Source organism: Mariniblastus fucicola (genome assembly GCF_008087665.1).
Taxonomy (GTDB): Bacteria; Planctomycetota; Planctomycetia; order Pirellulales; family Pirellulaceae; genus Mariniblastus; species Mariniblastus fucicola.
Genome location: NZ_CP042912.1, coordinates 494,314 through 518,038 on the forward strand (window position 1 = coordinate 494,314; position 23,725 = coordinate 518,038).

General features: G+C 54.3%; 15 protein-coding genes. 8 read left to right on the forward strand and 7 right to left on the reverse strand.

Annotated features, from left to right (window positions below; translation table 11 throughout):
* Window positions 1-81: 81 nt before the first annotated feature.
* Both MFFC18_RS01855 and MFFC18_RS01860 read right to left on the reverse strand, forming a co-directional pair.
* Complete coding sequence (locus tag MFFC18_RS01855) at window positions 82-3,003, reverse strand: M56 family metallopeptidase (protein WP_075084846.1); 2,922 nt, start codon at window positions 3,001-3,003, stop codon at window positions 82-84.
* Window positions 3,003-3,395, reverse strand: coding sequence for a BlaI/MecI/CopY family transcriptional regulator (locus MFFC18_RS01860; protein ID WP_075084845.1), 393 nt, complete (start codon window positions 3,393-3,395; stop codon window positions 3,003-3,005). The genes MFFC18_RS01855 and MFFC18_RS01860 overlap by 1 nt, the downstream gene beginning before the upstream one ends.
* Before the next feature lie 101 nt (window positions 3,396-3,496).
* Here MFFC18_RS01860 and MFFC18_RS01865 point away from each other — a divergent pair, with 101 nt between their 5' ends.
* Window positions 3,497-4,825 (forward strand): MFS transporter, encoded by a 1,329-nt coding sequence (locus MFFC18_RS01865; protein WP_075084844.1) that lies wholly within the window; start codon window positions 3,497-3,499, stop codon window positions 4,823-4,825.
* 184 nt (window positions 4,826-5,009) lie between these two features.
* Here the strand turns inward: MFFC18_RS01865 and MFFC18_RS01870 are convergent, their stop codons facing one another.
* Window positions 5,010-5,951, reverse strand: coding sequence for a DUF1559 family PulG-like putative transporter (locus MFFC18_RS01870; protein ID WP_162273960.1), 942 nt, complete (start codon window positions 5,949-5,951; stop codon window positions 5,010-5,012).
* A 74-nt stretch (window positions 5,952-6,025) separates the two neighbouring features.
* On the opposite strand from MFFC18_RS01870, the gene MFFC18_RS01875 reads away from it, so the two are divergent.
* Together MFFC18_RS01875 and MFFC18_RS01880 are read left to right on the forward strand one after the other, a co-directional pair.
* Complete coding sequence (locus MFFC18_RS01875) at window positions 6,026-6,280, forward strand: hypothetical protein (protein ID WP_075084841.1); 255 nt, start codon at window positions 6,026-6,028, stop codon at window positions 6,278-6,280.
* A gap of 32 nt (window positions 6,281-6,312) precedes the next feature.
* Window positions 6,313-7,953: a BBP7 family outer membrane beta-barrel protein gene (locus MFFC18_RS01880; RefSeq protein ID WP_075084840.1), complete on the forward strand. Its 1,641-nt coding sequence runs from the start codon at window positions 6,313-6,315 to the stop codon at window positions 7,951-7,953.
* A gap of 121 nt (window positions 7,954-8,074) precedes the next feature.
* Here MFFC18_RS01880 and infC read toward each other — a convergent pair whose 3' ends face one another.
* Together infC and thrS are read right to left on the reverse strand one after the other, a co-directional pair.
* Window positions 8,075-8,611, reverse strand: coding sequence for a translation initiation factor IF-3 (infC, locus tag MFFC18_RS01885; RefSeq protein ID WP_075084839.1), 537 nt, complete (start codon window positions 8,609-8,611; stop codon window positions 8,075-8,077).
* 169 nt (window positions 8,612-8,780) lie between these two features.
* Window positions 8,781-10,838, reverse strand: a complete 2,058-nt coding sequence (gene thrS / locus MFFC18_RS01890; RefSeq protein ID WP_075084838.1) for a threonine--tRNA ligase — start codon at window positions 10,836-10,838, stop codon at window positions 8,781-8,783.
* A gap of 369 nt (window positions 10,839-11,207) precedes the next feature.
* Between thrS and MFFC18_RS01895 the strand changes: the two genes are divergently transcribed.
* The gene (locus MFFC18_RS01895) at window positions 11,208-13,037 is read left to right on the forward strand and encodes a cytochrome c peroxidase (RefSeq protein ID WP_084417172.1); all 1,830 of its coding nucleotides are present in this window, start codon (window positions 11,208-11,210) and stop codon (window positions 13,035-13,037) included.
* A 5-nt stretch (window positions 13,038-13,042) separates the two neighbouring features.
* Here the strand turns inward: MFFC18_RS01895 and priA are convergent, their stop codons facing one another.
* Window positions 13,043-15,352 (reverse strand): replication restart helicase PriA, encoded by a 2,310-nt coding sequence (gene priA, locus MFFC18_RS01900; protein WP_075084835.1) that lies wholly within the window; start codon window positions 15,350-15,352, stop codon window positions 13,043-13,045.
* A 406-nt stretch (window positions 15,353-15,758) separates the two neighbouring features.
* On the opposite strand from priA, the gene MFFC18_RS01905 reads away from it, so the two are divergent.
* From MFFC18_RS01905 to MFFC18_RS01915, 3 genes are all read left to right on the forward strand, one after another.
* Complete coding sequence (locus MFFC18_RS01905; protein WP_075084834.1) at window positions 15,759-16,847, forward strand: ferredoxin; 1,089 nt, start codon at window positions 15,759-15,761, stop codon at window positions 16,845-16,847.
* Window positions 16,848-17,167: 320 nt separating this feature from the next.
* Entirely contained in the window at window positions 17,168-17,686 is a 519-nt protein-coding gene (locus MFFC18_RS01910; RefSeq protein WP_075084833.1) for an RNA polymerase sigma factor, read from the forward strand.
* Window positions 17,687-17,813: 127 nt separating this feature from the next.
* Entirely contained in the window at window positions 17,814-22,145 is a 4,332-nt protein-coding gene (locus tag MFFC18_RS01915) for a hypothetical protein (RefSeq protein ID WP_075084832.1), read from the forward strand.
* A gap of 291 nt (window positions 22,146-22,436) precedes the next feature.
* Here MFFC18_RS01915 and MFFC18_RS01920 read toward each other — a convergent pair whose 3' ends face one another.
* Window positions 22,437-22,817 carry a hypothetical protein gene (locus MFFC18_RS01920; protein WP_075084831.1) on the reverse strand — a complete coding sequence of 127 codons (381 nt, stop codon included), beginning with the start codon at window positions 22,815-22,817 and terminating at the stop codon, window positions 22,437-22,439.
* Window positions 22,818-23,077: 260 nt separating this feature from the next.
* Here MFFC18_RS01920 and MFFC18_RS01925 point away from each other — a divergent pair, with 260 nt between their 5' ends.
* On the forward strand, window positions 23,078-23,689 hold the full coding sequence (locus MFFC18_RS01925; RefSeq protein WP_075084934.1) for a ClpP family protease: 612 nt from the start codon (window positions 23,078-23,080) through the stop codon (window positions 23,687-23,689).
* Window positions 23,690-23,725 lie beyond the last annotated feature (36 nt).

Genomic DNA, 23,725 nt, shown 5'->3' on the forward strand with positions numbered 1-23,725 from the left:
CCGGTTGGAAGTTTGGACTCATGAAGGATAATCGAAGCCAACCTGCGGGGACAGATGCGGACAGGAATTCAGTTGGCCAATTCAGTCGCCCCTACGTTGAATCGTCAGGATCGACTTTGGCGAACTCCGTTTCTCAAACGTTAGACCCGTCTGTTGGCTGACAATTTCCAGTACGTTCTCAATACGGAAGTCGAAACGATCTTCGGGAGCGTGGTCTTCGAGCCCGTAAGCTCGTTCGCTCCACGTGAACTTCTGGTCGTCGTTGGAGATTTCGCCCATGGCGATGCTGCAGTTGATGTATTCGGACAACGAACTCAGAAAGCTTTTTACATCTCCGCTTTGAATCATCTCCGGATACGATTTTTCGCTGGGGCCGGCGTTGACGCTGACTTCCTTTTGGCCGTCCTCAAAGTTAAGCGTCAACGAGCCACTGGCGACGTAAAGCGGCCGATCGACTTTGACCGTTTCGACTTTCATCTTCGACTGAAATTCGGTTTCCAGCATTTTGCGAAACGCAGATTCAAGTTCCTCTCTGGATGCTCCGGCGCGAACCACGAAGTCACCTGAAATTTTCGCATTCAGCAGATTGGGGTCGCCTTCGATTGCAGACGAATGCAGTTGGAATATCTGCTCCGCAAGTTGTCGAACCTTGAAAACGCCTCCGCGGTAGAAATGGCGAAACGAAATGTCGCCGTTCTCGCTCCATTCCAGAATCCGTGACGTGTCTTGTGGAGCTCGACGTCGATCGGGATCAAGTTTTAGCATTTGGCGAACGTATTTCTGCGCCAAAGGAAACGGAGGTCCAATTCGCTTCAGGACTTCGCCGTCCTTTAGTGAGTACAGTTCCCTTGCAGCGATCACTCCGCGTTTTTCTTCCGCAGAGAGTTCGCGTTTTGATCTGGCGTCACGGCCAGCTTTCAACTCCGCCTCTGACGTGACATCGAAAACGTCTTCTTTCATGACCCCGAAATGGTTGCCGTCTCGAATAACGTTGGCCCCGGCGGGAGCAGACATCACGAACAGGTGATCCGCCAAATCAATGTTGAACCTCGCAGATTCGACTCGTTGAACAGAAAGGAACCCCAGTCGATATTCTTTGAACCCAAGTTTAATCACGGTTCCAGGAAAGAGGATGCCGTCAGGGTATGTTTTCCAATCCAGCCAATAGCGAATGGTTGGCCCGTGTTGACCCTCGATGTACTCATAAATTGGCAGGCCACTCGTTTCCGATATCCTGATTTCATGATCTGGCGACTGGTTGTTCTTGCCGAGCTTTTGCTTGACCAGAAAGCCCGAATCCGTGCGAGCAATCTCCGCGGATCGTAAACGCTTTTTGGTTTCCTCGATGAAAGGACTCCCGCCAATTGGCAAAACCGATTTGAGAAACTCGTGTTTCTTGAATTGGTGGTAGACCCGTTTGTTGACAGGCAAAATGTCCATCTGATAGTTGGCAGCGTCCCATCGCAGAGAGAGATTCTGATCCGTAATGTGGATATCCGTTTTGCCCTTCTGCCCCATTCGATTGATGGACTCGCGTGTTCGATGTTGATCAAAATGGAGCTCAACGTCATCGCCTGGGATTGATTTCTCTCCTGCCGAAAAGTCAGCAAGTTGCTCGACAAGCATTTTCATTTTCCGCGGACTATCGATGGGTGAAAGTTTCTCAACGATCGCCTCACAGTCATCTGGATTCAACGTTCCGCCCACGGATCCTTTTGCGAAATTTTTGAATCGAATGTGACCCGTCTTCACCGCATCTACATTTTCGCGACCCTTTTTCAGTACTTCGATCAGTTCTGTGGCGATGTCAGAGTCGTCGTCGACTTGGGCCTCGACTTGGGCTTCCGCCTGGCCGTCGTCGTTGGCAAGTTCGCTGTTTGCGAAGGCCTGGCCAGCGACCCAAACGGCTGAAACGATCAGCAAACCGGCGAGACAACGCAGCAGTTTGTGCCCGGTGGCTGGTTTCGCCCGATCTGCTGCCAACAGCCTCGCGATTCGGCCGTGAAGTTTTGACGGACGATTCCCGTCGGCTGCGAGGACAACCGGTTCAGGGCGGCTCGATTCGGCTTCCGCGCGAGCCAGTGCATGCTCGGCGTCTTTCAGCAACGTGTTCGCGTATTCAATGCGGCTAACGCCCGTCGCCACCGCCAGTTCGTCGCAACAATGCTCACGTTCCTCGTGAATTCGTCGACTCAGGTACCACGTGACCGGATGAAAAAACAGAATCGATTCGACGAGCCGCTGCACAACAATCAACACATGGTCGTAGCGATAAAGATGAGCCAACTCGTGACGCAACACCGATTCGATTTCCTCAGGAGAGAGCTCCGACACGATGGAAGCTGGCAGCAACACGACCGGTCGCAGGAACCCGGCAACCATCGGGACAACGATCTTTCCGGACTCAGCGATCGCCGGCTTGCATCGCAGAGTAAACGAAGCAAGTGCACGTTCAAACGGTTGCAATATTGCCTGATCTGAAATCGCCCAGGAGGTCGCGAGTGTTCGTTGACTGCTTCGGACTGCACACGACAACCGAGAGCACATCAGGCACACGCCCAGCAGATACCCGAAGGCGATCGAATGGATCAACCACGCCGGTAGAACGAACCTGCCGTCGGATTGATTGGCGTTCAGCGTATTGGTTTCAGCAACCGAAGGCGATGCAAGTTCCCTTGTCGTCGACTGAGCAACGATCTCTGAATTGGGAAACTCAACGCTTGTTGGCGACGCAGATTCTGCCGATCCTGTTTCGATACCGATCCGAGCAGCAAGTGCAACCGGAGTCGAATCGGGCTGTAGAAAAAACACGACTGGCAACAAAGCCGCGAAAGCCAACAGGGCGGTAAAGTTCAGCCAGTAGCGCCAGTTCGGCGATCGACCGCTCAGGAAATAGTTCGCGGCCCACGCAAAGATTCCTATGACGCACCCGATCCAGATCGAGTGAGCCAATGCGGTGACGACATTCCAGCAAAACGATGACTCAAGCGTGAAGAATGACATTAGCTTTGCTCCTTCGCGATACGATTGATCAGTTTTCGGATCTCTTTGATTTCGTCCGAATCAATGTCGTGCGTTTCGAGTAGTTCCAGCATCACCGAATGAGCCGAACCATCGAAAACGCGTTCCACCAGATCGCCCAGCAGGTTGCGACCAACGCTCTGGGCTTCGATCAGCGGAGTGAACTCAAACGCGCGACCACGTTTTTCTCGCTTCAGATATCCCTTACGGACCATGATGTTCATCAGCGTGATGACCGAGCTATGCGTTAGCTCGCGATCATCGTCGGCCAAGGATTGTCGAACTTCGTCCACCGTTTTCGGCGACTCGTGCCACAGGACTTTTAAAATCCTCAGCTCCGCTTCGGTTGGATGTTCAGAAGAAGGACGTGCCATGTCGGGGCTCCAGCAAGTATCGCGAGAGTCTGTAAATTTAATTCCTTAAAACTAACGGGCTGACTGCGGGCGGTCAAGCTAAATATTTAAAGAATTAAAACATGGAGGCCTCGTTGGCGGCGGCCGTTTTTTCTGCGAACCTGACTGGGCCGTTGTGGTCCGACATTCTTACACCATTCAACACTCAGACAGGAAAGACGCCGCACATGGTTCGCTCGATTGCCAACGCCTATCGAGATGCCTATGGCGGGCTGCCGAAAGAAGTTTGGGTGCTGTCGCTGGCTCTTTTTGTGAACCGCTGCGGAGCGATGGTGTTGGCGTTTCTGACGCTGTATCTGACCAACAAGCTTGGCTTCACGATGGTCGAAGCCGGCGGCATCTTTAGCGTCTGGGGACTCGGTTCGATGACGGGGTCGTGGCTGGGCGGAAAGCTGGTCAAGCCGCTGGGCGCGATTCGCACGCAGATCATTGGGCTGACCCTGGCGGTGCCCAGTCTGTTGTTGGTGCCGCTGTTCAGTTCGTGGTGGGGAGTCGCCGGAATCGTGTACCTGTTCAGCGTTTTCTCTGAATCGGTGCGACCGGCCAATGGCGTTGCCGTCGCCCAGTTCACGCCGCCGGAATTGCATACGCGGGCGTTCGGGTTGCAGCGGATGGCTGTGAATCTTGGGTTCTCCGTTGGGCCTGCGGTGGGAGGCTTGTTGGCGAACATCGACTATGTGTGGTTGTTTGTCGTTGACGGGATCACCACCGGAGTCGGTGCCATCATTTTGCTGCTGAGCTTTGGCTTTCGTCGTTACTCAAAGAACAAGGATGCTGCTGCGAGGCAAAAGCTTGCCGAAGGAAACCAGACGAAGGGCTCGCCGTTGATGGACGGCCAGTTCGTCGCGTTTCTGCTGTTAATGCTGGCGATCGGACTGGTGTTCTTTCAGTTTCACGCCACGTATCCGAAGTACCTTGAGGAGCATTATCAGCTGGACGAGGTCATGATCGGGCTGCTGTTTTCAGTCAACACGATCATCATCGTGGCCGTCGAGATGTTGTTGCTGAACTGGGTCCGGCGGTTTTCGTTGCTGCGAACGATCGGCTGGGGAGGTTTCCTTGCGTGCATCGGATTTGGGATGCTGCCGCTGGGAAGCACCTACTGGTTTTGCATTCTGTCGATGGTCGTCATTACGGTCGGCGAGATGTTCATGTTTCCGCTGGGGTCAGGCTATGTAGCCAAGCGTTCGCTGGGGCGTGATCAGGGAATGTACATGAGTTGGTACGCGATCATGTACTCAACGGCGGGGACGATTGCGCCGCTGATCGGAACGGCGGCGTACCAGCGAAATCCGCACCTGTTGTGGTACGTAAGCACCGGAGTTGGCGTTTTCGCGGTGGCGGGTTTTTACCTGTTGAGCCGCAAGGTGGCGGAACTCAAGGTCGCGTAGGGATGCAGATTGCGATTGGTCAAACCAGGCAATCGAACCCTTTGCATAGCGGCGAGCTACAGGCGAGGGCTGCATTCGTACACCGTCGCCTGCTGTATTCGTACACCGTCGCCTGCGGCTTGCCGTTAAACTTGCCTTGCCATTTTGGGAGTCAAGGCAACCTGGCTGATTTCGCTCCCATTCTCTAGTACGCCATATGGTTTGGCGTGTCACCTTCTGAACGAGTCACCAGAGATTTCATGTTTTGAGCGCCGATGCCGTCATCGATGAAACTGGTCGCTCCATCGCAAAACGTAACGACGAAACCACCAGGAAACGAATCGCCTACGCCGCGAGTTGGGTCATCTGGATCGAATTGCCAGTCCTTGGGCTGAGTCCACGGCACGGCGGCAGCGGCGGAAGTTTCCAGAATCATGATTGTGTTGGAGGACCCGTCTGTGATTTCTCCGAACGTCGCACCCCGCTCTCCTTGCACGTACAGCGCGGGGTTCTCGGTGCCTGGCGGCGAGACAGCAAACTGGAACACGGTATATCCTTCGGGCAGTTCAGCCTGGATTTGCGGATGTTGAAACACTTCAGGAATTTGGCCAATCAGCGACTTGTTGTGAGCACTGTCCCAAGGCTCGTTGAGTTTGAACTGGTTGTAAAGCTCTTGGTACCCGAGGTAGGGTAGCAAGTGAACTCGCCAGCTGAGATTCTCTCCTGATTCCGGATCTTCTTCGGAGATATTTGAGGCGAACCTCATATAGGTCGATTCGTGATTCAAGTTCGCCAGCGACATCTGTCGCATATTGTTCATGGTCATCGTTCTTCTGGCGGCGGAGCGGACCTGTTGAACCGCTGGAAGCAGCATCCCGATCATGATCAGTGTCCAGACACAGCCGAGTGCCCCAGTGACGATGCCTGCAATCGCCAGCCCGTTGCCGGCGAGCCTGCCGTTGCTCGAAGAGATCTTTGACAACGCGATGATCCCCAGGATGATCGCAATCGCTCCCGTGAAGATCGTGCAAATGAAGCTGGAAACACCGAGCACCAGGCTTCCGATCGCCAAGCCGCTGGTCGATTTCGGTCCTTGGTGATAGCCCTTCTGTTGGGTTGCGTATTCGGCTTCTGGGTATTGCGACATGGATTTACTCGTTGGTTTCAGGGACAGGGTTTCGACCGCCAGTCGAACACCGAAGATCATCATATTGGATTCCCATGATGCTTGCAGATACGACGTGCGAAAAATGGGTAAGCTTGCCAGGTTTTGACGAATTTGCAGGTGGCGCTGGTCGTGATTCCGGATTTTCCGATTTCAACGCCATTCGCACTTCGATTATTCCGGTTGTGATGACGATGACTCTTGCACGCAACGTAGAGATTCCGCATGTGGTGCGCTTTGTCGGCTTTGTCCGGCGTTTGGATCATCACTCTCCGTTGCCAAAAACAAAACAGCGTTCCTGTACTCGTTGAGCCAGGATGCTCGACCCTTAAAGGAGTTTGTGATGAAACGAATGTGGCAGAACTGGTTGGCGATTGTCACCCTCGTGACGATGGTCGGCACCGCTAACGCCCAGCACGGCTGGAACCAACCATCAGAAATTGGTTCCTATCAGTCGATTCTGTCGCGAGCCGGCTATGGAAACAACATGGGCTCGCTGGGACAAGGGATGATGCAGCCGGGAGTACCCATGCAGGGTTCCGCCATGGAAGGCGGCGCGATGGTGCAAGGAAGCACCGCCATGTATGGAATGAACGGCGTTCAATCGGGGGCCGTCAACGGCGGCGCGACGATGATGTCGGCTCCAACGGGCGCAGTCCACGGCAGCGTCCTGCAAGGCGGGTCCATGGGAGGCGTTGTCGGTTCTGCTGCGACGGCCGGCCAGGTGATGTCGACTCCAATGGCAGGCGCGGTACCAATGCAGTCCGCTATGCCGATGCAAAGTATGGCTCCGATGGCGACCGCTGCTCCAATGATCTCTGCACCAGCGATGGGCGGCATGGTCAACACGGGAACCAGCTTCGTCGGAAGCACTCCGATGGCATCTCCTTCGATGTGCAACAGCAGTCTGTTTGCTGGATCTGCCGGTTCAGCCTGTGCTGCACCCGTCTACTCGACGCCGATCTATCAGCAGGCCGTGATGGCACCTACTTACGTTGCCGCACCGCAGCGTCCTCGTGCCAACTACACGATTGGCTTGACCGGAATGTACTTCCAGCGTGACTACGAAGACAATCGTTTTCTCGCCCAAAACCCGAGCGGCGACACGCTTTACACCAACGACGCGGATGAGCAAACGTTTGACGGATTTGGTGTGACTCTGGCTTCACGCAACGCCAGCGGCAGCGGAATGGAAGTCGGCTACTGGGCACTCAACCCTGGTCGTTCGGCGGCAATTCTGACCGGAGCCAACGTTGCGACAAACATTCAGGGGCTCGATCAGCTGATCCACGTTTCTTCAGGCCGCGACCTTTACGATATCTACGCCAACACGGTTGCTCAAACAATCGTTCGTGAAACAGACATCAACAATCTTGAATTCAACGTCCTTCGCAACGGCGGAACGTTCTGCGGTCGCAACAATCGCAAAGGATTCTATGAGCTGCTTGGCGGTTTCCGCTGGTTCGAATTCAACGAGAGCCTGCAGTACACGTCATCGATTGACAATGTTGCTTACCCGTTGGTTCCTTCGGACTTCTTCTACAACCTTGAGGCTCGCAACCGTCTTCTCGGATTCCAGTTGGGTGCTCGCAACGAGTACTGCCTTGGTTCGAAACTGCGATTGTTTAGCGGCGTCAAAGGCGGCGTGTTCAACAACAATATCCGCACGATGCAGAACATCACGGATCTCAACGGAGAGATTGCTCAAGTCAACGGTGGTCCTTCTGCCGGTCGTCCGTTCAGCTACAACGACGAAAAGAACGACGTTGCGTTTCTTGGTGAGCTGGACTTCGGAGTCCTTTACCACCTGTCGTGTCGCACACGCATCCGACTTGGATACCGTGCGATCGGAGTCAGCGGTGTCGCACTTGCTGCCGACCAAATGCCTTACGACTACACAGATCCAAACGAGCTGCTGAGTGCCAACAGCAACGGCAGCCTGATGTTGGGCGGCGGTTACTACGGACTAGAGTTCTGCTTCTAGCAGCACAAGCGAACTTTTGAGATCACGATAAAGAAGGCCACGTCATCGGACGTGGCCTTTTTTCGTAAACCTGATTCACTTGGTTAAGTCCAGCGCCATGCAGCCGCCAGCGCGACGCAGCCTACGATGTCTTGAGCGGCGAAATCGTGCAGATCATTTTTCGTGATTGCTGCGACGGTCGGTTCTCGACTTTGCCAAACTCGGAAAGCTGCTTGATGATGCCTTCCATCACTTTGCGACCTTCTTCGATGTGAGCCATTTCGCGGCCACGGAACAGCACGGTTACCTGAACCTTGTCGTTGTGCTTAAGAAAGCCAACCGCTTTCTTGACTTTGAAGTTGATATCGTGCTCGCCTGTTTTGGGACGAACGCGAATCTCTTTAAGCTTCGTTTGATGAGCCTTGTTTTTTGAAGTCCGCTTACTCTTGTCGTACTTGAACTTACCAAAGTCCATAATGCGACAAACGGGAGGCTTGGCTTCCGGTGCGACTTCAACCAGATCGAGCCCCTGGTCCTGGGCTTTTTTGAGAGCGTCTGCGGTTGAGATGACTCCTAACTGTGTACCATCCTGATCGATGACACGGATGGGCGTGATTCGGATCTGATCGTTGATCCGGTTCTGCTGCTTTTTGGCGATTGTTGGTTCCTCAGAAAAAATAGTGAACGGCTACGACGGAAAACGAAATGTCGCAGCAGTGTACTGCCGCAAGATTTAGCAATCTAACGGCAGCACCAGATTATTGGATAGTTTATGTGCCTGCGTCAACATTGAAGAGTTGATTCGGCGAATTTCTCACATTGATACTTTTGGCGACGTACTTCCGCCATTAAGCATCATCTTTATCATCTTCGTCTTCACGTTTCCGCACGGTTTTGTTGTCGACCTCGTCCACCAGCATCGCGATGGCTTCGGTCACCGATATCGCGCCAAGATCGCCCTTGTAGCGATCGCGGATCGAAACTGTGCCATTTTCCGCGTCACGGGGGCCAATAATCAGCAAATATGGCAGCAGATCAAAACGGCCCTCTCGGATTTTCGCCCCGAGTTTTTCCGAGCGATAGTCGCCCGTGATCCGCAAACCGGATGACTTCATCTGCTCCTGAACTTCCCGAGCGTAGCCTTCGGCCTTGTTGCTAACGGTCAGGATTCGCCCCTGTTCCGGGGCCAGCCACATTGGGAAAGTTCCCGCAAAGTGCTCGATCAGCACGCCGATGAATCGCTCCATCGAACCAAACGGAGCCCGGTGGATCATGACTGGACGATGAGCCTGATTGTCCGCCCCGTTGTAGCTCAGGTCGAACCGAACCGGCAGATTGTAGTCCACCTGGACAGTCCCCAATTGCCACGATCGCCCGATGCAGTCCTTGACCACAAAGTCAATCTTGGGACCGTAAAACGCAGCCTCGCCGGCCTCTTCGGTGAACGGTTTGCCCAACCATTGGGCCGCTTCGCGACAGGCCTGTTCTGCCTTGTCCCAGTTTTCCGGATCGCCAACGTACTTGCCCGAATCCGGATCGCGCAATCCGACTCGCACGCTGTAGTCGTCCATGCCCATCGTCGCGAAAACAGTTTTCACCAACTCCAGGCAGCCCTTCACTTCGTCGCCAACCTGTTCCGGAGTGCAAAACAGGTGAGCATCATCTTGCGTGAACCCGCGGACGCGAGTCAGCCCGCCGATTTCGCCAGACTGCTCGTAGCGATAAACCGTGCCGAACTCGGCCAGTCGAATCGGAAGATCGCGATAGCTTCGCTGCTGCGAATCGTAGATCTTGATGTGGTGCGGGCAGTTCATCGGGCGAAGAAGGTAACCTTCGATTTCGCCGTCGCTCATCTTGTTCGAAAGCTCGCCGCAAGTGCAGCCTTCCGACGCCAGTTTCGCCAGATGTTCGCGATCGACCAACGCTGGGTATTGGCTGTCCTGGTAATACGGAAAGTGGCCGCTGGTTTTGTAGAGTTCCAGTTTGCCAATATGCGGAGTGAAGACCTGATCGTAGCCCTGGCGACGCAGGTGGCTGGAGATAAAGTCCTGCAACTGCTGCCGAACGAAGGCGCCTTTCGGAGTCCACAGGATCAAGCCCTGCCCGACCATCTCATCGATGTGGAACAGCCCCAGTTTTCGCCCCAACACACGATGGTCGCGTTTCTTGGCTTCTTCGAGCGCTTCCAGGTGCGCGTCGAGTTCTTTCTGAGTAAAGAACGCGGTGGCGTAGAGTCGCTGCAACTGCTCGCGATCCTGATCGCCTTTCCAGTAAGCTCCTGCCAGCGACATCAGCTTGAACGCACCGATCGTTTTCGGTGTCGGAATGTGCGGCCCGCGGCAAAGGTCCAGGAACTCGCCTTGTTGGTAAAACGAAAGCGTTTCATCGTCGGCCAGACCTTCGGTCACGTGTTCGACTTTGAATTCCTGCTGCATGTCTTTGCAGATTTGAATCGCGTCATCGCGTTCTTTGACGATGCGCTCGAACGGCTCGTCGAGCTCGATCAGCCGCTTCATCTCTTTTTCGATCGCCGGGAAATCGTCTTCCGTTAACGGCGGCTCGCATTTGATATCGTAGTAGAACCCGTTTTCCAGGGCCGGACCAAACGCCAGTTGGCACTTGTCCTTGATTCGCATCACCGCGCGAGCCATCACGTGAGCACAACTGTGCCGCAGCGTTGAGAGGGCTTCATCACTTGGCGTGCCTTCCCGAGTTTTGGTGATCAGCTTCATGCTGACCTCGGCTCCGGCCGGGATCTCATAATCCAGCTTCACCGGTTGGTCGTCGACTTCGGCCCACAGCGTGGCTTTGGCCAAGCTTCTGCCGATGCTTTTGGCGACGTCTTTGACGGTCACCTGTTCTTCGAATTCTTTTACGCTGCCGTCGGGGAGTTTGACGCTAGTCATGGGAAAATGGGTCTTTCTGAACAAAGTTTGGCCGCAGTTACAAATTGCGATCACAAGCCGCAGAGTATAGATAGTCAGACGGACAGCTCATATGTCGGTTCGGCCGCTTCTGTGTTTTTTTGGCACGTCAAAAACCTGATTTTCAGCGCCCGTGACCGCTGGCGACCGCCGCATCGCTGGTTTCGAGTTTTCGACCGGATTCACGGCTGCTCGCCCGCAGAAGGCAATCGGGCGATAACCCGGTAAAAACGGTAAGTGTCGCCAGTTTTCAGAATTGTGAAGTTTTCTGGTGGACTTTATCCTGCGTTGGCAGAACTCAATGAAACCGTTTCCTTCCTACCGCGAAAATTTATGCAGTCCCTCCCCAAAATGGCGCTCGCCACAGTCGCCGCATTTACGCTGATGACCGTTTGTCTGGTCGCCGGAACGATCGACCTGACCAGCCTTTTCGACTACGAAAACCAAACGGTTCCCGCCTATATTCAGCAGGATAACACGCCTCCCGGAAACGCGATCGACAACGCAACGGCAACCCTTGGCCGCGTGCTGTTCTATGACAAGAACCTTTCCAGCGACAACACGGTCTCCTGTGCAAGCTGCCACCGACAGGAGTTTGCTTTTTCGGAGTTGGCTGTCGTCAGTTCGGGCGTCAATGGAGTCACCGGTCGACATTCGATGCGGTTGATCAACAGCCGCTTCAGTGACGAACGTCGCTTCTTTTGGGACGAGCGAGCTGATTCCTTGGAGGAGCAAGTGACTCAGCCGATCCAGGATCATGCCGAGATGGGTTTCAGTGGAACAAACGGAGACCCAGACTTTGATGATCTGATCGTCAAACTGAACGCGACGTCCTACTACAAGTCACTTTTCACGATGGCGTTCGGCGATTCGGCGATCACCGAGGCGCGGATGCAGGATGCGATGGCTCAGTTCATTCGCAGCATCCAGTCGTTCGATTCAAAGTTTGATGCCGGTCTGACGGCAACCAACGGAAACATTAACGCTCCGTTTCCAAACTTTTCCGAGGAAGAGAATCTCGGCAAGCAACTGTTTCTGCAGGCGCCTCAGTTTCAGAATCCGCCGCCTGGACAGCCGCGTACCGGTATCCGTGTTGGCGGCGGGCTTGGTTGTGCTGCCTGTCACCGCGGTGCGGAGTTCGCGATCGATCCCCAGCAGGGTGCTCAGCGAAACAACGGTGTCATCGGAGTCGCATTTGAGCCGGGTTCAGTCGACCTGACGAACTCACGGTCGCCAACTTTGCGAGATATTTTGTCGCCTGAAGGTTTCGCAAACGGTCCGTTGATGCACGACGGTTCGATGAGCTCCATTGACGACGTGCTCGATCACTACAACGACATCACTCGCGACGATACGGTCAATCCAAACCTCGACCCTCGACTGCACGGCGGTCCCAACGGTCCGGGCCAGAAACTGATGATGACTCAGCAGGAACGGGATGCCGTGACGGCTTTCCTGAAAACTCTTTCGGGCAACGATGTCTACACGAACGAACGCTGGTCCGATCCGTTTGATGGCGATGGATCACTTGGCTTGATCGGCAATGTGACTTTTGACCCCGTCGAAATCAACGATGCCAATGAACAGCGTTCGAACGTGGAAACGGTAACGGTAAGGTTCAATGGCGACGTCACGATTGAGCCCGGTGCGATTTCTATTCTGCAACGCAGCACGAAAACTGCAGAGTCGAATGAAAGCGTCACGATTAGCGTCGACGAACAGTTTTCCGGCGGACAAACGGTGGCTACGATTCAATTTGACAGTCACACCCGAAACGCAAACGGGTCGCTGGAAGACGGAAACTATCAGCTCTCGATTGCAGGCCATCTGGTTCTGCGTGATGGCATTCCGATGGGCGAGGACTACACGTTTGGCAATGTGGAAGCCGATGCGTTTTACACGCACTATGGCGACGTGACCGGTGATCGGACCGTGAACATTTTCGATTTGTTGAGTTTCCGACAGGTTTACGGAAGCGTCGATGGAGACGTCAACTATGACGTGAACCTGGACTACGACGCCGGCGGTGCAGTCAATGTTTTTGACCTGTTGCCGTTCCGCCAACGCTACGGATCAACGCTTCCGTTTGAGTTTGCTTCTGGCAAGCGTGCTCTTGTAAGCGATGGTTCCGGCGATGCGAAACCGGTGAAGACATCGGGTGGCGTTGCTCGCGGAAAGTAGCGGACTCAGACCATGTTGTAGGGGTCGACGTCCACAATCCACTGAATGTCGTCCATCTCCCTGATTTTTGTTTGAGCCCGCGTAACGACACGCTGGATTGTGTTCGTCTCTATTGTGCTGATCAGCATATGAAAGCGATACAGCCCGCGAAGCTTTTCCAAAGGAGCGGCCGACGGGCCGATGACGCAGAGCTGTAGTTCAAGTTCGTCAGCCGATTCGTTGATGCACTCGGCAATGTGCTCCGCCATCTGTTCGGCTTTGGCCATGACTTCACCGCGGACAACGATGCGAGCCAGTTTTCCGTACGGCGGATAGTTGAATTCCTCTCGCACGGGCAACTCGCCGGAGGCAAAGTTCACGTAATCATGCCGCGTCGCGCAAACGATGGCTGGGTTTTCCGGGCTGAACGTCTGCACCAAAACCCGACCGCCGCGTTCGCCACGACCCGTGCGGCCAGCAACTTGCGTCACCAACCCAAACGTTCGCTCGGCGGCTCGGAAGTCCGGCAAGTGCAACGACGTGTCCGCGTTGACGACGCCAACCAGCGTGACGTTCGGAAAGTCTAGGCCCTTGGCGATCATTTGTGTGCCCAGCAAGATCTTCGTTTCGCCATCGCGGAATTTCGAGAGCGCCTTTTCGTGACTGCCGCGTTTCCGCATCGTGTCGGTGTCCATCCGGGCGATCTCGACATCGGGAAACAGCTTTGCTACTTCGGCTTCCAGACGCTGCGTTCCCAAACCGGAAAATCGAATCGCGTCATTGCCACAATCGCTGCAGCGACGCGGCTCAGGGATCGTGTGATCGCAGTAGTGGCAGACAGCTTTCTTACCTTCGACATGATGCGTCAGCGGAATCGAGCAGTCCGGGCAATATTCGACTTTGCCGCAAGACGGACACTGGATTCGCGTCGAAAATCCACGCCGGTTGAGCAGCAGAATCACCTGCCCGCCTTCGCTGAGTGCCATCGCCATTTCTTGGCGAAGTTTTTGGTGGATTGGGCTGAAGCGTTTTCTCATGCCCGCGACATCCGTCCGCAAGTCGATCGTGGCCACATCGGGCAGCGGCAAATCCAGCACACGATTCTTCAATGACAACGTTTTGAACTGACCCGTTTGGGCCTTGTGCCAGGACTCCAGCGACGGTGTCGCGCTGCCCAGCAATAGCGGAACATTTTCCGATTCAGCTCGCCACTGAGCCACATCGCGAGCATGATATCGCGGCGTGTTATCCTGCTTGAAAGAAGCATCATGCTCTTCGTCCAACACGATCAGACCAAGCCGCGGCGTGGGAGCAAACACGGCACTGCGAGCCCCAATGATGACCTGCACATTGCCTTCCGCGATCTGCCGCCAGTGCCAGGCTCGCTGAACGCTGGTCAGATGCGAATGCAAAACGGCGACTCGATCGAAACGTGCTCGAAATCGCCGCCGCGTCTGAGGAGTCAAGCTGATTTCCGGAACCAGCACGATTGCCTGGCGGCCGTACTCGACGACTTGTTGAATCGCGCGAATGTAGACTTCTGTTTTCCCGCTTCCGGTGATGCCGTGAACGAGGAATGTTTTGTACTCTTCGGCGTCGATTGATTTGGCGATCGCATCAAGCGCGGTTTGTTGCTCGACGTTGAGGACAAGATTTTCAGTTCGTGCTTCTGGCTGAATCTCATGCGTCTTTTGCTGCACGCGACGAGTCGACGAAAGGATGTGGCCTTTGCGACGCAGCGTTGAGATCGGTCCTTGTGTGCAGCCTACGGTTTCTGCAAGCTCGCCCGGCGTCCAGTCCTGATTCGAGCCCAACATCGTCTCGATGATATTACGCTGCAGCGGAGTCAGTTTGACTGAATCGAGATCGCGAGCGACTTCCGGATCGACCGACAGGAACAGCATCTCTCGCGTGCCCGAATTCTCGCGGGCTCCGACCGGCACGACCGTTTCGATCACGGTTCCCAGCGGACTGATGTAGTACTCTGCGATTTGATGGGAGAGCTTGAGCAGCTTTTCGTCGATCAGTGGTTTCGCATCAACAACGCGAGAAATTGGCTTGAGCCGATTCGGTTTGACCGTCGCCGCGTCCGGATGTGACGGCGTCATGATGTCGATGCAATATCCCGTCATTGTGCGATTGCCACGCCCCAGCGGCACGATAACGCGGACTCCTTTTTTGACCGACGACTCCAGTTCAGCCGGAATCGAATAGTCGTAAGGCCCAAACGGTGGAGCAGCGAACACAATTCGCGCCGCCAGCCAATCATCTTGATCGTCAAGCTGCCAGGGATCTGGCTGGGTTTCGAAGAGAGAAGATTGTTTGGGATCGGGCATTCAGAAAGTGCCAAGTTTTCGGCGTAGAGTGTGAAGTACGAAACGTGCCGCCTCAGGTCGTTTAACGGCAAGCCGCAGGCGACGGCGATTCTGCAGACCCGGCGCAGTCGCCTGCGGCTTGCCGTTAAACGAAGGAAATTTTCGGGCAGCCTATCATAGCGGTTTGACACATATGGTCACGCCTCGTGGCTATGGCTTCCAGTCGCAATCGATGATCGACGAATATTTCCCGAAACTATGGGTAGCCAAAAACATTACAATAGATAGGCACGATCGGCGCCTTTTCATCGTTTAACGGCAAGCCGCAGGCGACTGCGCCCCGATCACAAACGCAGTCGCCTGCGGCTTGCCGTTAAACGATGGAGAGCCCAGTTTGATCAAATTTAAAGCTACCCGGAACAACCACATGGCCAAGCGACTCTCCGTTGTCATCTCACAAAGCCCCAGCAAGAATCCCAAAAAGAAAAAGCTGGAAGAAGACATCGTCATGGGCTTGATGATCGAAAGCGGAATCGACGTCACCGTCGTGCCCAACCTTTACGATCTCAAAGCCGACGGCACCGGTATGCTTGCGCTGAAAAAACTTGGCGGCAATCTGGTGGTGTGCTCATGGTTGTTCGAACGAGCCGCCCACTGGGTGATGGATCGCAATCAGATTCACGGCCACGTTGGCGAAACGCTGCTGAAGAATGACGACGAAGATGATGACGAAGAGGCGGAAGAGTCAGAGCAGGACGACAAGGATCGCGTCATCGACCAACGCGAAATTCCTGATCGAAAGATCTACTGTCTGGATTTGAAGACTTCAATGAAGGCGGCTGACTTTGTCGAAGAGATCAAGCGTATCCACACAGAAAACGCAGTTCAGATCGTGGGCCTCGGTGGCGGGCTTGGCGGATCGGCACCCGCGAACAATGGAGTCGCTCTAAATGGAGCTTCGCCCAACGGCGCGACTTCAAACGGCTCCGCTTCGAACTCGCTTCCCGTCGTTGCGGCGTCTCCGGAAGCCAGCGAACCGGTCGTGCAACGCATCGAAGAAAACGATGGTCGCCGTTGGTATCCCGTCATCGACTACAGCCGGTGCACAAACTGCATGGAGTGCATCGACTTTTGCCTGTTCGGCGTTTACGGCGTGGATCGCATCGACACGATTTTGGTCGAGCAACCTGACAACTGTCGCAAAGGCTGCCCGGCGTGCAGTCGCGTTTGTCCTGAAAACGCGATCATGTTCCCGCAGCACAAGACCCCAGCGATCGCTGGATCGTCCGATGGCGTCGCCAGCATGAAGATCGACTTGTCGCAACTGTTCGGTGCACCCGAAAGTAACAAGAGCGCTGAAGAGATCGCAGCGTTGGAACGCGACGAGCAGCTTGTTCTTGCTCGTCGCGACACGGTTGGCATGCAGGGCCTGAAGAAGCGTCAGGAAAATCGCATCGACGAACCGAAAGATGAGCTTGATGACCTGGTCGATCAGCTGGACGATTTCGACGTCTAAGGTGGCATAGGCTTCCAGCCTGTGTTTGCATGCGATCGTAGCAGCTTCCAGCCGTCGCATTGCTAAAGTCTGTCCACGAATCGCACAAATCTTCACGAATGAAATGCAGGTGTTCGCGGGCCAGAAACGCGAAACTCCATTTGAGTTGCTCCGACCATGCGCTCTGTAATATCCGCGATTGATTCGTGCAGTTTCGTGTGATTCGTGGAAAACCGCATGCAATCACAGGCTGGAAGCCTATGCCACCTTTTTTCAAAATTCTCTCTAATAAAGCTTCCCTTCATCCGTCATCTCTTTGAACAGCGACGAACGGAACTCAGATGGAAGACTCGGCAACCCCAGCGTGGATCGATGCTGCGATTGAGCAGTACGAAGCTCCGCTGCTGCGCTACGCCCAGCACTTCGTTTTCGATCTGGAGTCCGCTCGGGACGTCGTCCAGGACACGTTTCTGAAGCTCTGTAAGCAGAGCGAAAACGAGATGCGTCCGAAACTGGCGAAGTGGCTGTTCACCGTTTGCCGCAATCGCGCGATCGATGTCTGTCGGAAGGAAAGTCGAATGAAAGTTGCCCCGGAAGATCAAATCAGTGACCAACTGGTTGCTCGGGCGGATGATTCGATGAACCCCATGCTTGCCATCGAGAAAGTCGAAACGGCGGAAGGTTTGTTGCAGCACGTCTCGCGGTTGCCGGACCAACAGCAGGAAGTCTTGCGACTGAAGTTTCAAGGCGGTTTGACGTATCGCGAAATCGCTGAAGTCACGGGCTTGAGCAGTTCTCATATCGGCGTGATTTTGCACACGGCGATTACGAAGCTGCGGCAGCGGATGGTGCCAGAATGATAGTTGAGCAATCCAGAATCATTTAACGGCAAGCCGTAGGCGACGGCGCCTGCACAACTGCGCCCCGTCGCCTACGGCTTGCCGTTAAACAATCGAATTTACATGTCTCCTACTGAAGACGAATCTCATGATTGACCAAAACGATCCTCGACTTACCAGCTACGTGCTTGGCGAACTTTCGTCGTCCGAAGCTGCCGAAATCGAACAGGCCATCTCCGAATCGCCACAGCTCGCATCGGCCGTGGAAGAGATCCGCGGCATGGTCGGCTTGCTCGGCGATGCTTATGTGAATGAAGAAAAACTTGGCCTTTCGGATGAGCAGAAGGTCGCGATTGCGCAGAATGCCCCGATCAATTCTGGCTCAAGTCGCCGTTGGATTTCGCTTGCGATCGCGGCCTGTTTGGGAGCTGTGTTGATCGGCGGCTGGGTTCTGGTTGCAAACGACTATTATCGAAACGATACACGACGTTCCAGTCAGAAAGTTGCGGTTGTCGACAGAAGTATCACGTTTTCGGATGCCGGACAAGCAGATAGATCCAAGTACTTGGGCGTCAGGTTACGTGGTGGCACCGAACTAACTGAAGACGTGGTAGCCGAGAGTGATTTTGAACCAATGATTGAACTCATTCAGGGAACGATCGAATCTGATGGCTCGCCTTTTCTTCCCACGGACGGAAACGATATTCAATTCACACAAGGATCCTTTGCGGATGAAAGCATTGCGTACCACAGTCGCTACACCGAAGATCTGTGGAATGACATTGGTTTGCCGAATCAAAACGGTGAGCCAAGGGTGCAATGGCGTGATCTTGGGAAATCGCCGGGCAGAATTAACCTTAATACGTTTCCTCCTGTGGAAGATGAAGCAGGCGATATGCTTCAGTCGCTGCTCGGGGCCGACAAAGTCGAAATTGTTGGAAATGGCCAAGATGATCCTGAACTTTCAGTCCGAGCGGAACGGGCGCGGGAGCAGTTCATTGAGCTAATGCGAGCCAGAGCGGCAAATGCAAGTTCATCGGCGAAAGGAGAAGCACGCGAGAAAGCAGCACGCGCTCAACAGCTTGCAAACCTTGAATCCCAAAGCCGAGAGATCAACAAGCAGCTCTCGGAACGAAGATGGGAAATGCAGCAGCAGAGTGAAGCAGACGGTGACGCTAATCCTGCTTCTTCCACTGCTGCTTTCGAGGCGAAACTCACGGAATCAAAGGCTGTCGCTGAGCTTGTTCGTCAAAAAGTGGGCACAGGGCACCCTGACTATGAGTTAGCGATCGCTGAAGTCCGCGGAATCGAGGCAAAGCTGGCGGAACGAGAGAACGATGTGGCAAATTCGACGACGTCGCAGTTCACACGGGTTCGAACTTCGCTCCAGCAAGTACTTGTGTCGTTTAAGAAAGTAGACGAACTGAAGAAGTCGGGTTCACTGGAAGATCGGCGGAATACGCTCGTTGTTCTTAGGGCCAAACTCGACGAAATGGAATATGAGGCATCGAAACTTGAGCAACGTTTGGGCAGTGGGCATCCGGGATTTGCGGTAATTCGTGAGCAAATTGAGAATCTGAAGAAGAGCTTTGCTAACGAAAAGATTGCTTTTGACACGGAAGTATCTGCCAAACCGAAATCATGGAAACGCGTCAAAGCCATTCCCAACACAACACGTTTGATGGTTGGCGACAAAGAAGAACTTTCGCTCAACGGCATGCAAGTTAACGCTCAGGTTGACGGTTTTCGAGCTCGGGTTCTGGTGGACTACTTTTACTACAACGATCGCGAACGACAACTCGAAGGCAACTTCAAACTGCGGCTGCCGGATGACGCCTCGCTGTACTACTTCGCGTTTGGTGAAAGTGCCTACGGTTTCTCGCCCGAAGGAAAACTTGCCGGCGAAGAATTTCTCAGCGACGGAACGCAGTTCGTTTCGCTGAGGGCACAGGACGTCAAAGAGGCTCGCAAAGGCCAATGGGATAACGTCAAGGAAGCTCGTATGGTGCCGAAGGAAAAGGCGGCTCATGCGTTTCGCGAAACGGTTCGTCGTCGAGTCGATCCTGCTCTCGTCGAATGGTCGGGTGCTGGTGTGTTCAATGCCAAAGTCTTCCCGCTGGCTCCGAAAAAACTGCATCGCATTGTCGTGGGCTACGACGTGAACCTGAAGCGTTCAAAAGATGGCCTGAAGTTTGAACTGAGCCTTCCTGAGCAAACCGGGCAGTGCGGGGTCGAAGTCAACGTTAAGGATTTGGAAGGCGTTTCGTATTCGGTGACTCCAGAAGTCGATCCCGTTCCAACGGCGATCGAAGGCAAGCTACAGAAGCGATTCGTATTTCAAAACGACGAACAGCCGTTGTCGAAGATCGAACTTTCGGTGAACGGAACAAGTGAGTCCGTGTTGCGTTCGTCCAACGAAGACGGCGATTTCTGGACGGTTCAAACCACGCCCGATCTGCCCGCCGAAGAAGGAAGTTTGAGTTCGCGAGCAATCTTTATGCTCGATACGTCACTGAGCACTTCACCGGACAAGTTCAACGTTTGGCTGAAGCTCCTGGAATCGACGCTCAACAACAATCGCGGTTCGCTCAATGAGTTCAACGTGCTGTTCTTCAATGTCGACCAGCATTTTTGGAAAGACAATTACGTCGCCAACACGCCGGAAAATGTTGCGGCGCTGAAAACGACGCTGGAGAATCTGGCACTCGAAGGCGCGACCGATCTCTACGGTGCCGTCCAAGCGCTCGCCGACGCGAAATGGGCTGGCGACGAAGCGAATCAGCCCGATCTGTTTTTGCTCAGCGATGGTGCGGCGACGTGGGGCGAAACGGACCTGCGGCTGATCAACCAACGGCTGCAGCAATCGCAGCTTGGCAGCCTGTTCGCCTACCAAACGGGGCTTAGCGGAACAGCGATTTCCGGTTTGCGATTCCTCGCTGGTCAGTCCGGAGGCGCCGTGTTCAGCGTCGCAACCGAAGACGAAATCAAAACGGCTTCCACGGCGCATCGCAAACGGCCTTGGCAACTGAAATCGATCGCCGCCGCAGGAGCCAGCGACATTCTCACCGCCGGCCGCGTCCAGTGGGTTTATCCCGGGCAGACGCTCACGATCGTTGGACGTGGAAACGTCGAGGAATCGATCGAGCTCAAATTCCAACAGGGAAATGAATCGAAAGCGATCACGTTGACTCCGACAACCATCGAATCGCAACTTGCATCGCGGATGTACGGCCACGTCGCGGTCGGGCAGCTGGAAAGTTTGGGCTCGCAAGTCTTCGACGTCTCGGCGGCCTACGCCCGTCACTTCCGCATCACGGGCAGGACTTGCAGTCTGCTGATGCTGGAGTCTGAAGCTGACTATCAGCGCTTCGACATCAAGCCACAGGAAGACCTGTTCGTCGTCAAAGCAAAATCGACTTCGAAACTGGTCGCTGAAACGTTGGAGAAGTTTGCCGAACAACTGGTCGATCCGAAAGCCAAATTGCTGGCCTGGTTGGACCGTCTCGAATCGATGCCGGGCATGGAGTTCAAAATGCCAACGGCGCTCAAGCTGGCGATGGACGACATCAAAGTTGATGCCATCTCGCAGTCGATGGAGTGTTCGTTGGCGACGAAAGAAGAACTGAGCGAGTCGTATTTAAAAGCCATCGGACTCGAACATCTTGACTACGACGCGATCTCTGCCGAGGCGAATCGTCGTGCCGTGAAATCTGTCGATGACTCGATCAAAGTCTACAGTTCTCTCGTCGAGCGTAATCCTGGTGACATCATCGTGGCGCGTGACGTGGCGTTCACCGCCATGGAACTGGAGCGCCCGGCGACAGCGTTTCACTTGCTACGTCGCGTGGCTCAGGCTCGTCCGTTTCAGGGCAACATCTATCCCGCGATCGGACAATGTCTGGCTCAGCTTGGCAAAGGCGACATGGCGATCGTGTACTATGAAATCGCGATGAACGGCACCTTCCAACGCCAGGGCAACGAATTCAAACAAATCGTTGCAACGGAGTATATTCACTTGCTTCGTCAGATTGTTTCTGGCAAAGTCGAATCATCCGTGAAAGATTTCGCCGCGGCTCGACTGCAGACGCTCGGCAAGCACTTACCGTTTGGAACGGCCGACGTTGTGATCACGATGATGTGGAATCAGGACCAAACCGATGTGGATTTGCACGTCGTTGAACCCTCTGGCGAAGAGTGTTTCTACAAGCATAACCGCACCAAGAGCGGCGGAGCGATCACATCCGACATCACGACTGGTTTTGGCCCCGAGATGTACTTCAACGCCAACGCCCCGCGGGGGAAGTATCAGCTGAAGGCGAAATTCTTTGGCAGCGGCCAGAATCGAACTTCGACGCGAAACAAGGTCTACATGACGATCATTCGCGGCTTCGGCACGGAGGAAGAATCAATGACGCGTCGAACGATACAGCTGGAAACCGTCGGCGAAAAAATGCCCGTGATGAGCATGGAGGTCGAGTAACCGGAGAGCTCGGCCCGGATCTGTGTGGCCAAGCGGCCGCCGAAGTAGGCGATCAGTTTTTTGTGATAAGTTCGCCCGGCCGTCCGATATTAATCTGGAATCCCGCAGCTATCTTCATGCTTGAAGTTTAACCCTTCAGACCAAAGTTCGTTCGAGGAATCGGCTTTGGGCCATTTGCGACATGATGACTCAAGCTCCATGTTTGGCCCAGAGCCAGGTCTCGACGATCGGTATCCGTGGCGATCTGATCTGATCTGATCTGATCTGATCTGATTTGCTTCAAGTCGTCGGCTACTTCCGAAACTCTTCCCGCTCGGAGTCTCGAATACCACCCCGAAAGGTCTCGGCAACCTGATCGTCCAGATAAACGACGGTCACTTTGTAACCCTCCAGGTTGGGCAGAATCCGGCTGAACGACCAATCTTCGATCAGATAGTCGCCAGCAGTCTCAGACGACGTCGGTTCGCATCCAGCCGCTTCATGGACTGCCGTCCGATTTGCACCAGCTTGGCCGCTCGCTTCAACCACGCGGTCAACGGCCTCTTTTCCGGCGGGTAACAGCACCATCCGGTCATAGGCAAAGGCTCCTCCGATTCCCACCAGCAGCACCAGCAGAATAGCGATGCGTATAAAGAAAGAAGCTCCATACGAGGAGTCTGATTTTGAGTTCATGACGTTGATCCAAAAAGGGCAATGATGCCCCGATTATAGCACCACCGGTAAACGGGTCGCAGCTGTCGCAATCGGTCTGTCTACGAACCGCGTTGCCAGTTCACACGGTCAAAAGCGACCAGAAAATGCCCGCCTTGTCCGTTTTGGCTGATCACGGTACGTTTCAAGAATAATTATCAACTCAATGGATAAGGATCGCTGCCTTGAACCCTTTTCAATCAATCGGCTCAAACTCGAATCAGGCGCCAGCTCTGAACGATCTGCCTGCGCTGCACGATCTACGTAATGCGAGTGCCCACGCGGCCTATCAGCGCCAGCGTACGATGACTCTGGGTGACTTGCTGCTTGAAAATCGCATCGTTTTTCTGCAAGGTGAAATTCACACCGGCAACGCCAACGAAGTCGTCATGAAATTGCTCTATCTGCAGAGCGAAAACAAACGCAAAGACATCAACTTTTATATCAACTCTCCTGGTGGCGACGTAATCGCAACGCTCGCGATCTACGACGTGATGCAGATTCTCAATTGCCCCGTGGCCACGTTCTGCGTCGGTCAGGCTGCCAGCGGAGCAGCCGTTTTGCTGGCAGGCGGAACCAAAGGCAAGCGTTACTGTCTTCCGCATTCACGCGTCATGATTCACCAGCCATTTGGTGGTGTTAGCGGACAGGTTAGCGACATTGAAATTCAGGCGGATGAAATTATTCGCAATCGCTCTGTCCTGAACCAGATTCTGGCAGAATCAACGGGCAAGACTGCCGAGCAGATCGGTAAAGACATTGATCGTGACTTTTTCCTGACCGCCGAAGAGGCCAAGGAATACGGTTTGGTCGATCAGATTACCAGCAAGCCGTCCAAGGATGGCGACGAATAGTCGAAACTTCGGCACGTCGCCAAGCCATCACTCAAA

Bases quoted from the DNA above. Each gene is read 5' to 3' on its own strand.
- MFFC18_RS01920 (WP_075084831.1), bottom strand. From the start codon at position 22,817: ATGAACTCAAAATCAGACTCCTCGTATGGAGCTTCTTTCTTTATACGC.
- MFFC18_RS01855 (WP_075084846.1), bottom strand. From the start codon at position 3,003: ATGTCATTCTTCACGCTTGAGTCATCGTTTTGCTGGAATGTCGTCACC.
- MFFC18_RS01860 (WP_075084845.1), bottom strand. From the start codon at position 3,395: ATGGCACGTCCTTCTTCTGAACATCCAACCGAAGCGGAGCTGAGGATT.
- MFFC18_RS01870 (WP_162273960.1), bottom strand. From the start codon at position 5,951: ATGTCGCAATACCCAGAAGCCGAATACGCAACCCAACAGAAGGGCTAT.
- MFFC18_RS01880 (WP_075084840.1), top strand. From the start codon at position 6,313: ATGAAACGAATGTGGCAGAACTGGTTGGCGATTGTCACCCTCGTGACG.
- MFFC18_RS01865 (WP_075084844.1), top strand. From the start codon at position 3,497: ATGGAGGCCTCGTTGGCGGCGGCCGTTTTTTCTGCGAACCTGACTGGG.
- MFFC18_RS01895 (WP_084417172.1), top strand. From the start codon at position 11,208: ATGGCGCTCGCCACAGTCGCCGCATTTACGCTGATGACCGTTTGTCTG.
- MFFC18_RS01915 (WP_075084832.1), top strand. From the start codon at position 17,814: ATGATTGACCAAAACGATCCTCGACTTACCAGCTACGTGCTTGGCGAA.
- thrS (WP_075084838.1), bottom strand. From the start codon at position 10,838: ATGACTAGCGTCAAACTCCCCGACGGCAGCGTAAAAGAATTCGAAGAA.
- MFFC18_RS01905 (WP_075084834.1), top strand. From the start codon at position 15,759: ATGGCCAAGCGACTCTCCGTTGTCATCTCACAAAGCCCCAGCAAGAAT.
- priA (WP_075084835.1), bottom strand. From the start codon at position 15,352: ATGCCCGATCCCAAACAATCTTCTCTCTTCGAAACCCAGCCAGATCCC.
- MFFC18_RS01875 (WP_075084841.1), top strand. From the start codon at position 6,026: ATGATGCTTGCAGATACGACGTGCGAAAAATGGGTAAGCTTGCCAGGT.
- MFFC18_RS01910 (WP_075084833.1), top strand. From the start codon at position 17,168: ATGGAAGACTCGGCAACCCCAGCGTGGATCGATGCTGCGATTGAGCAG.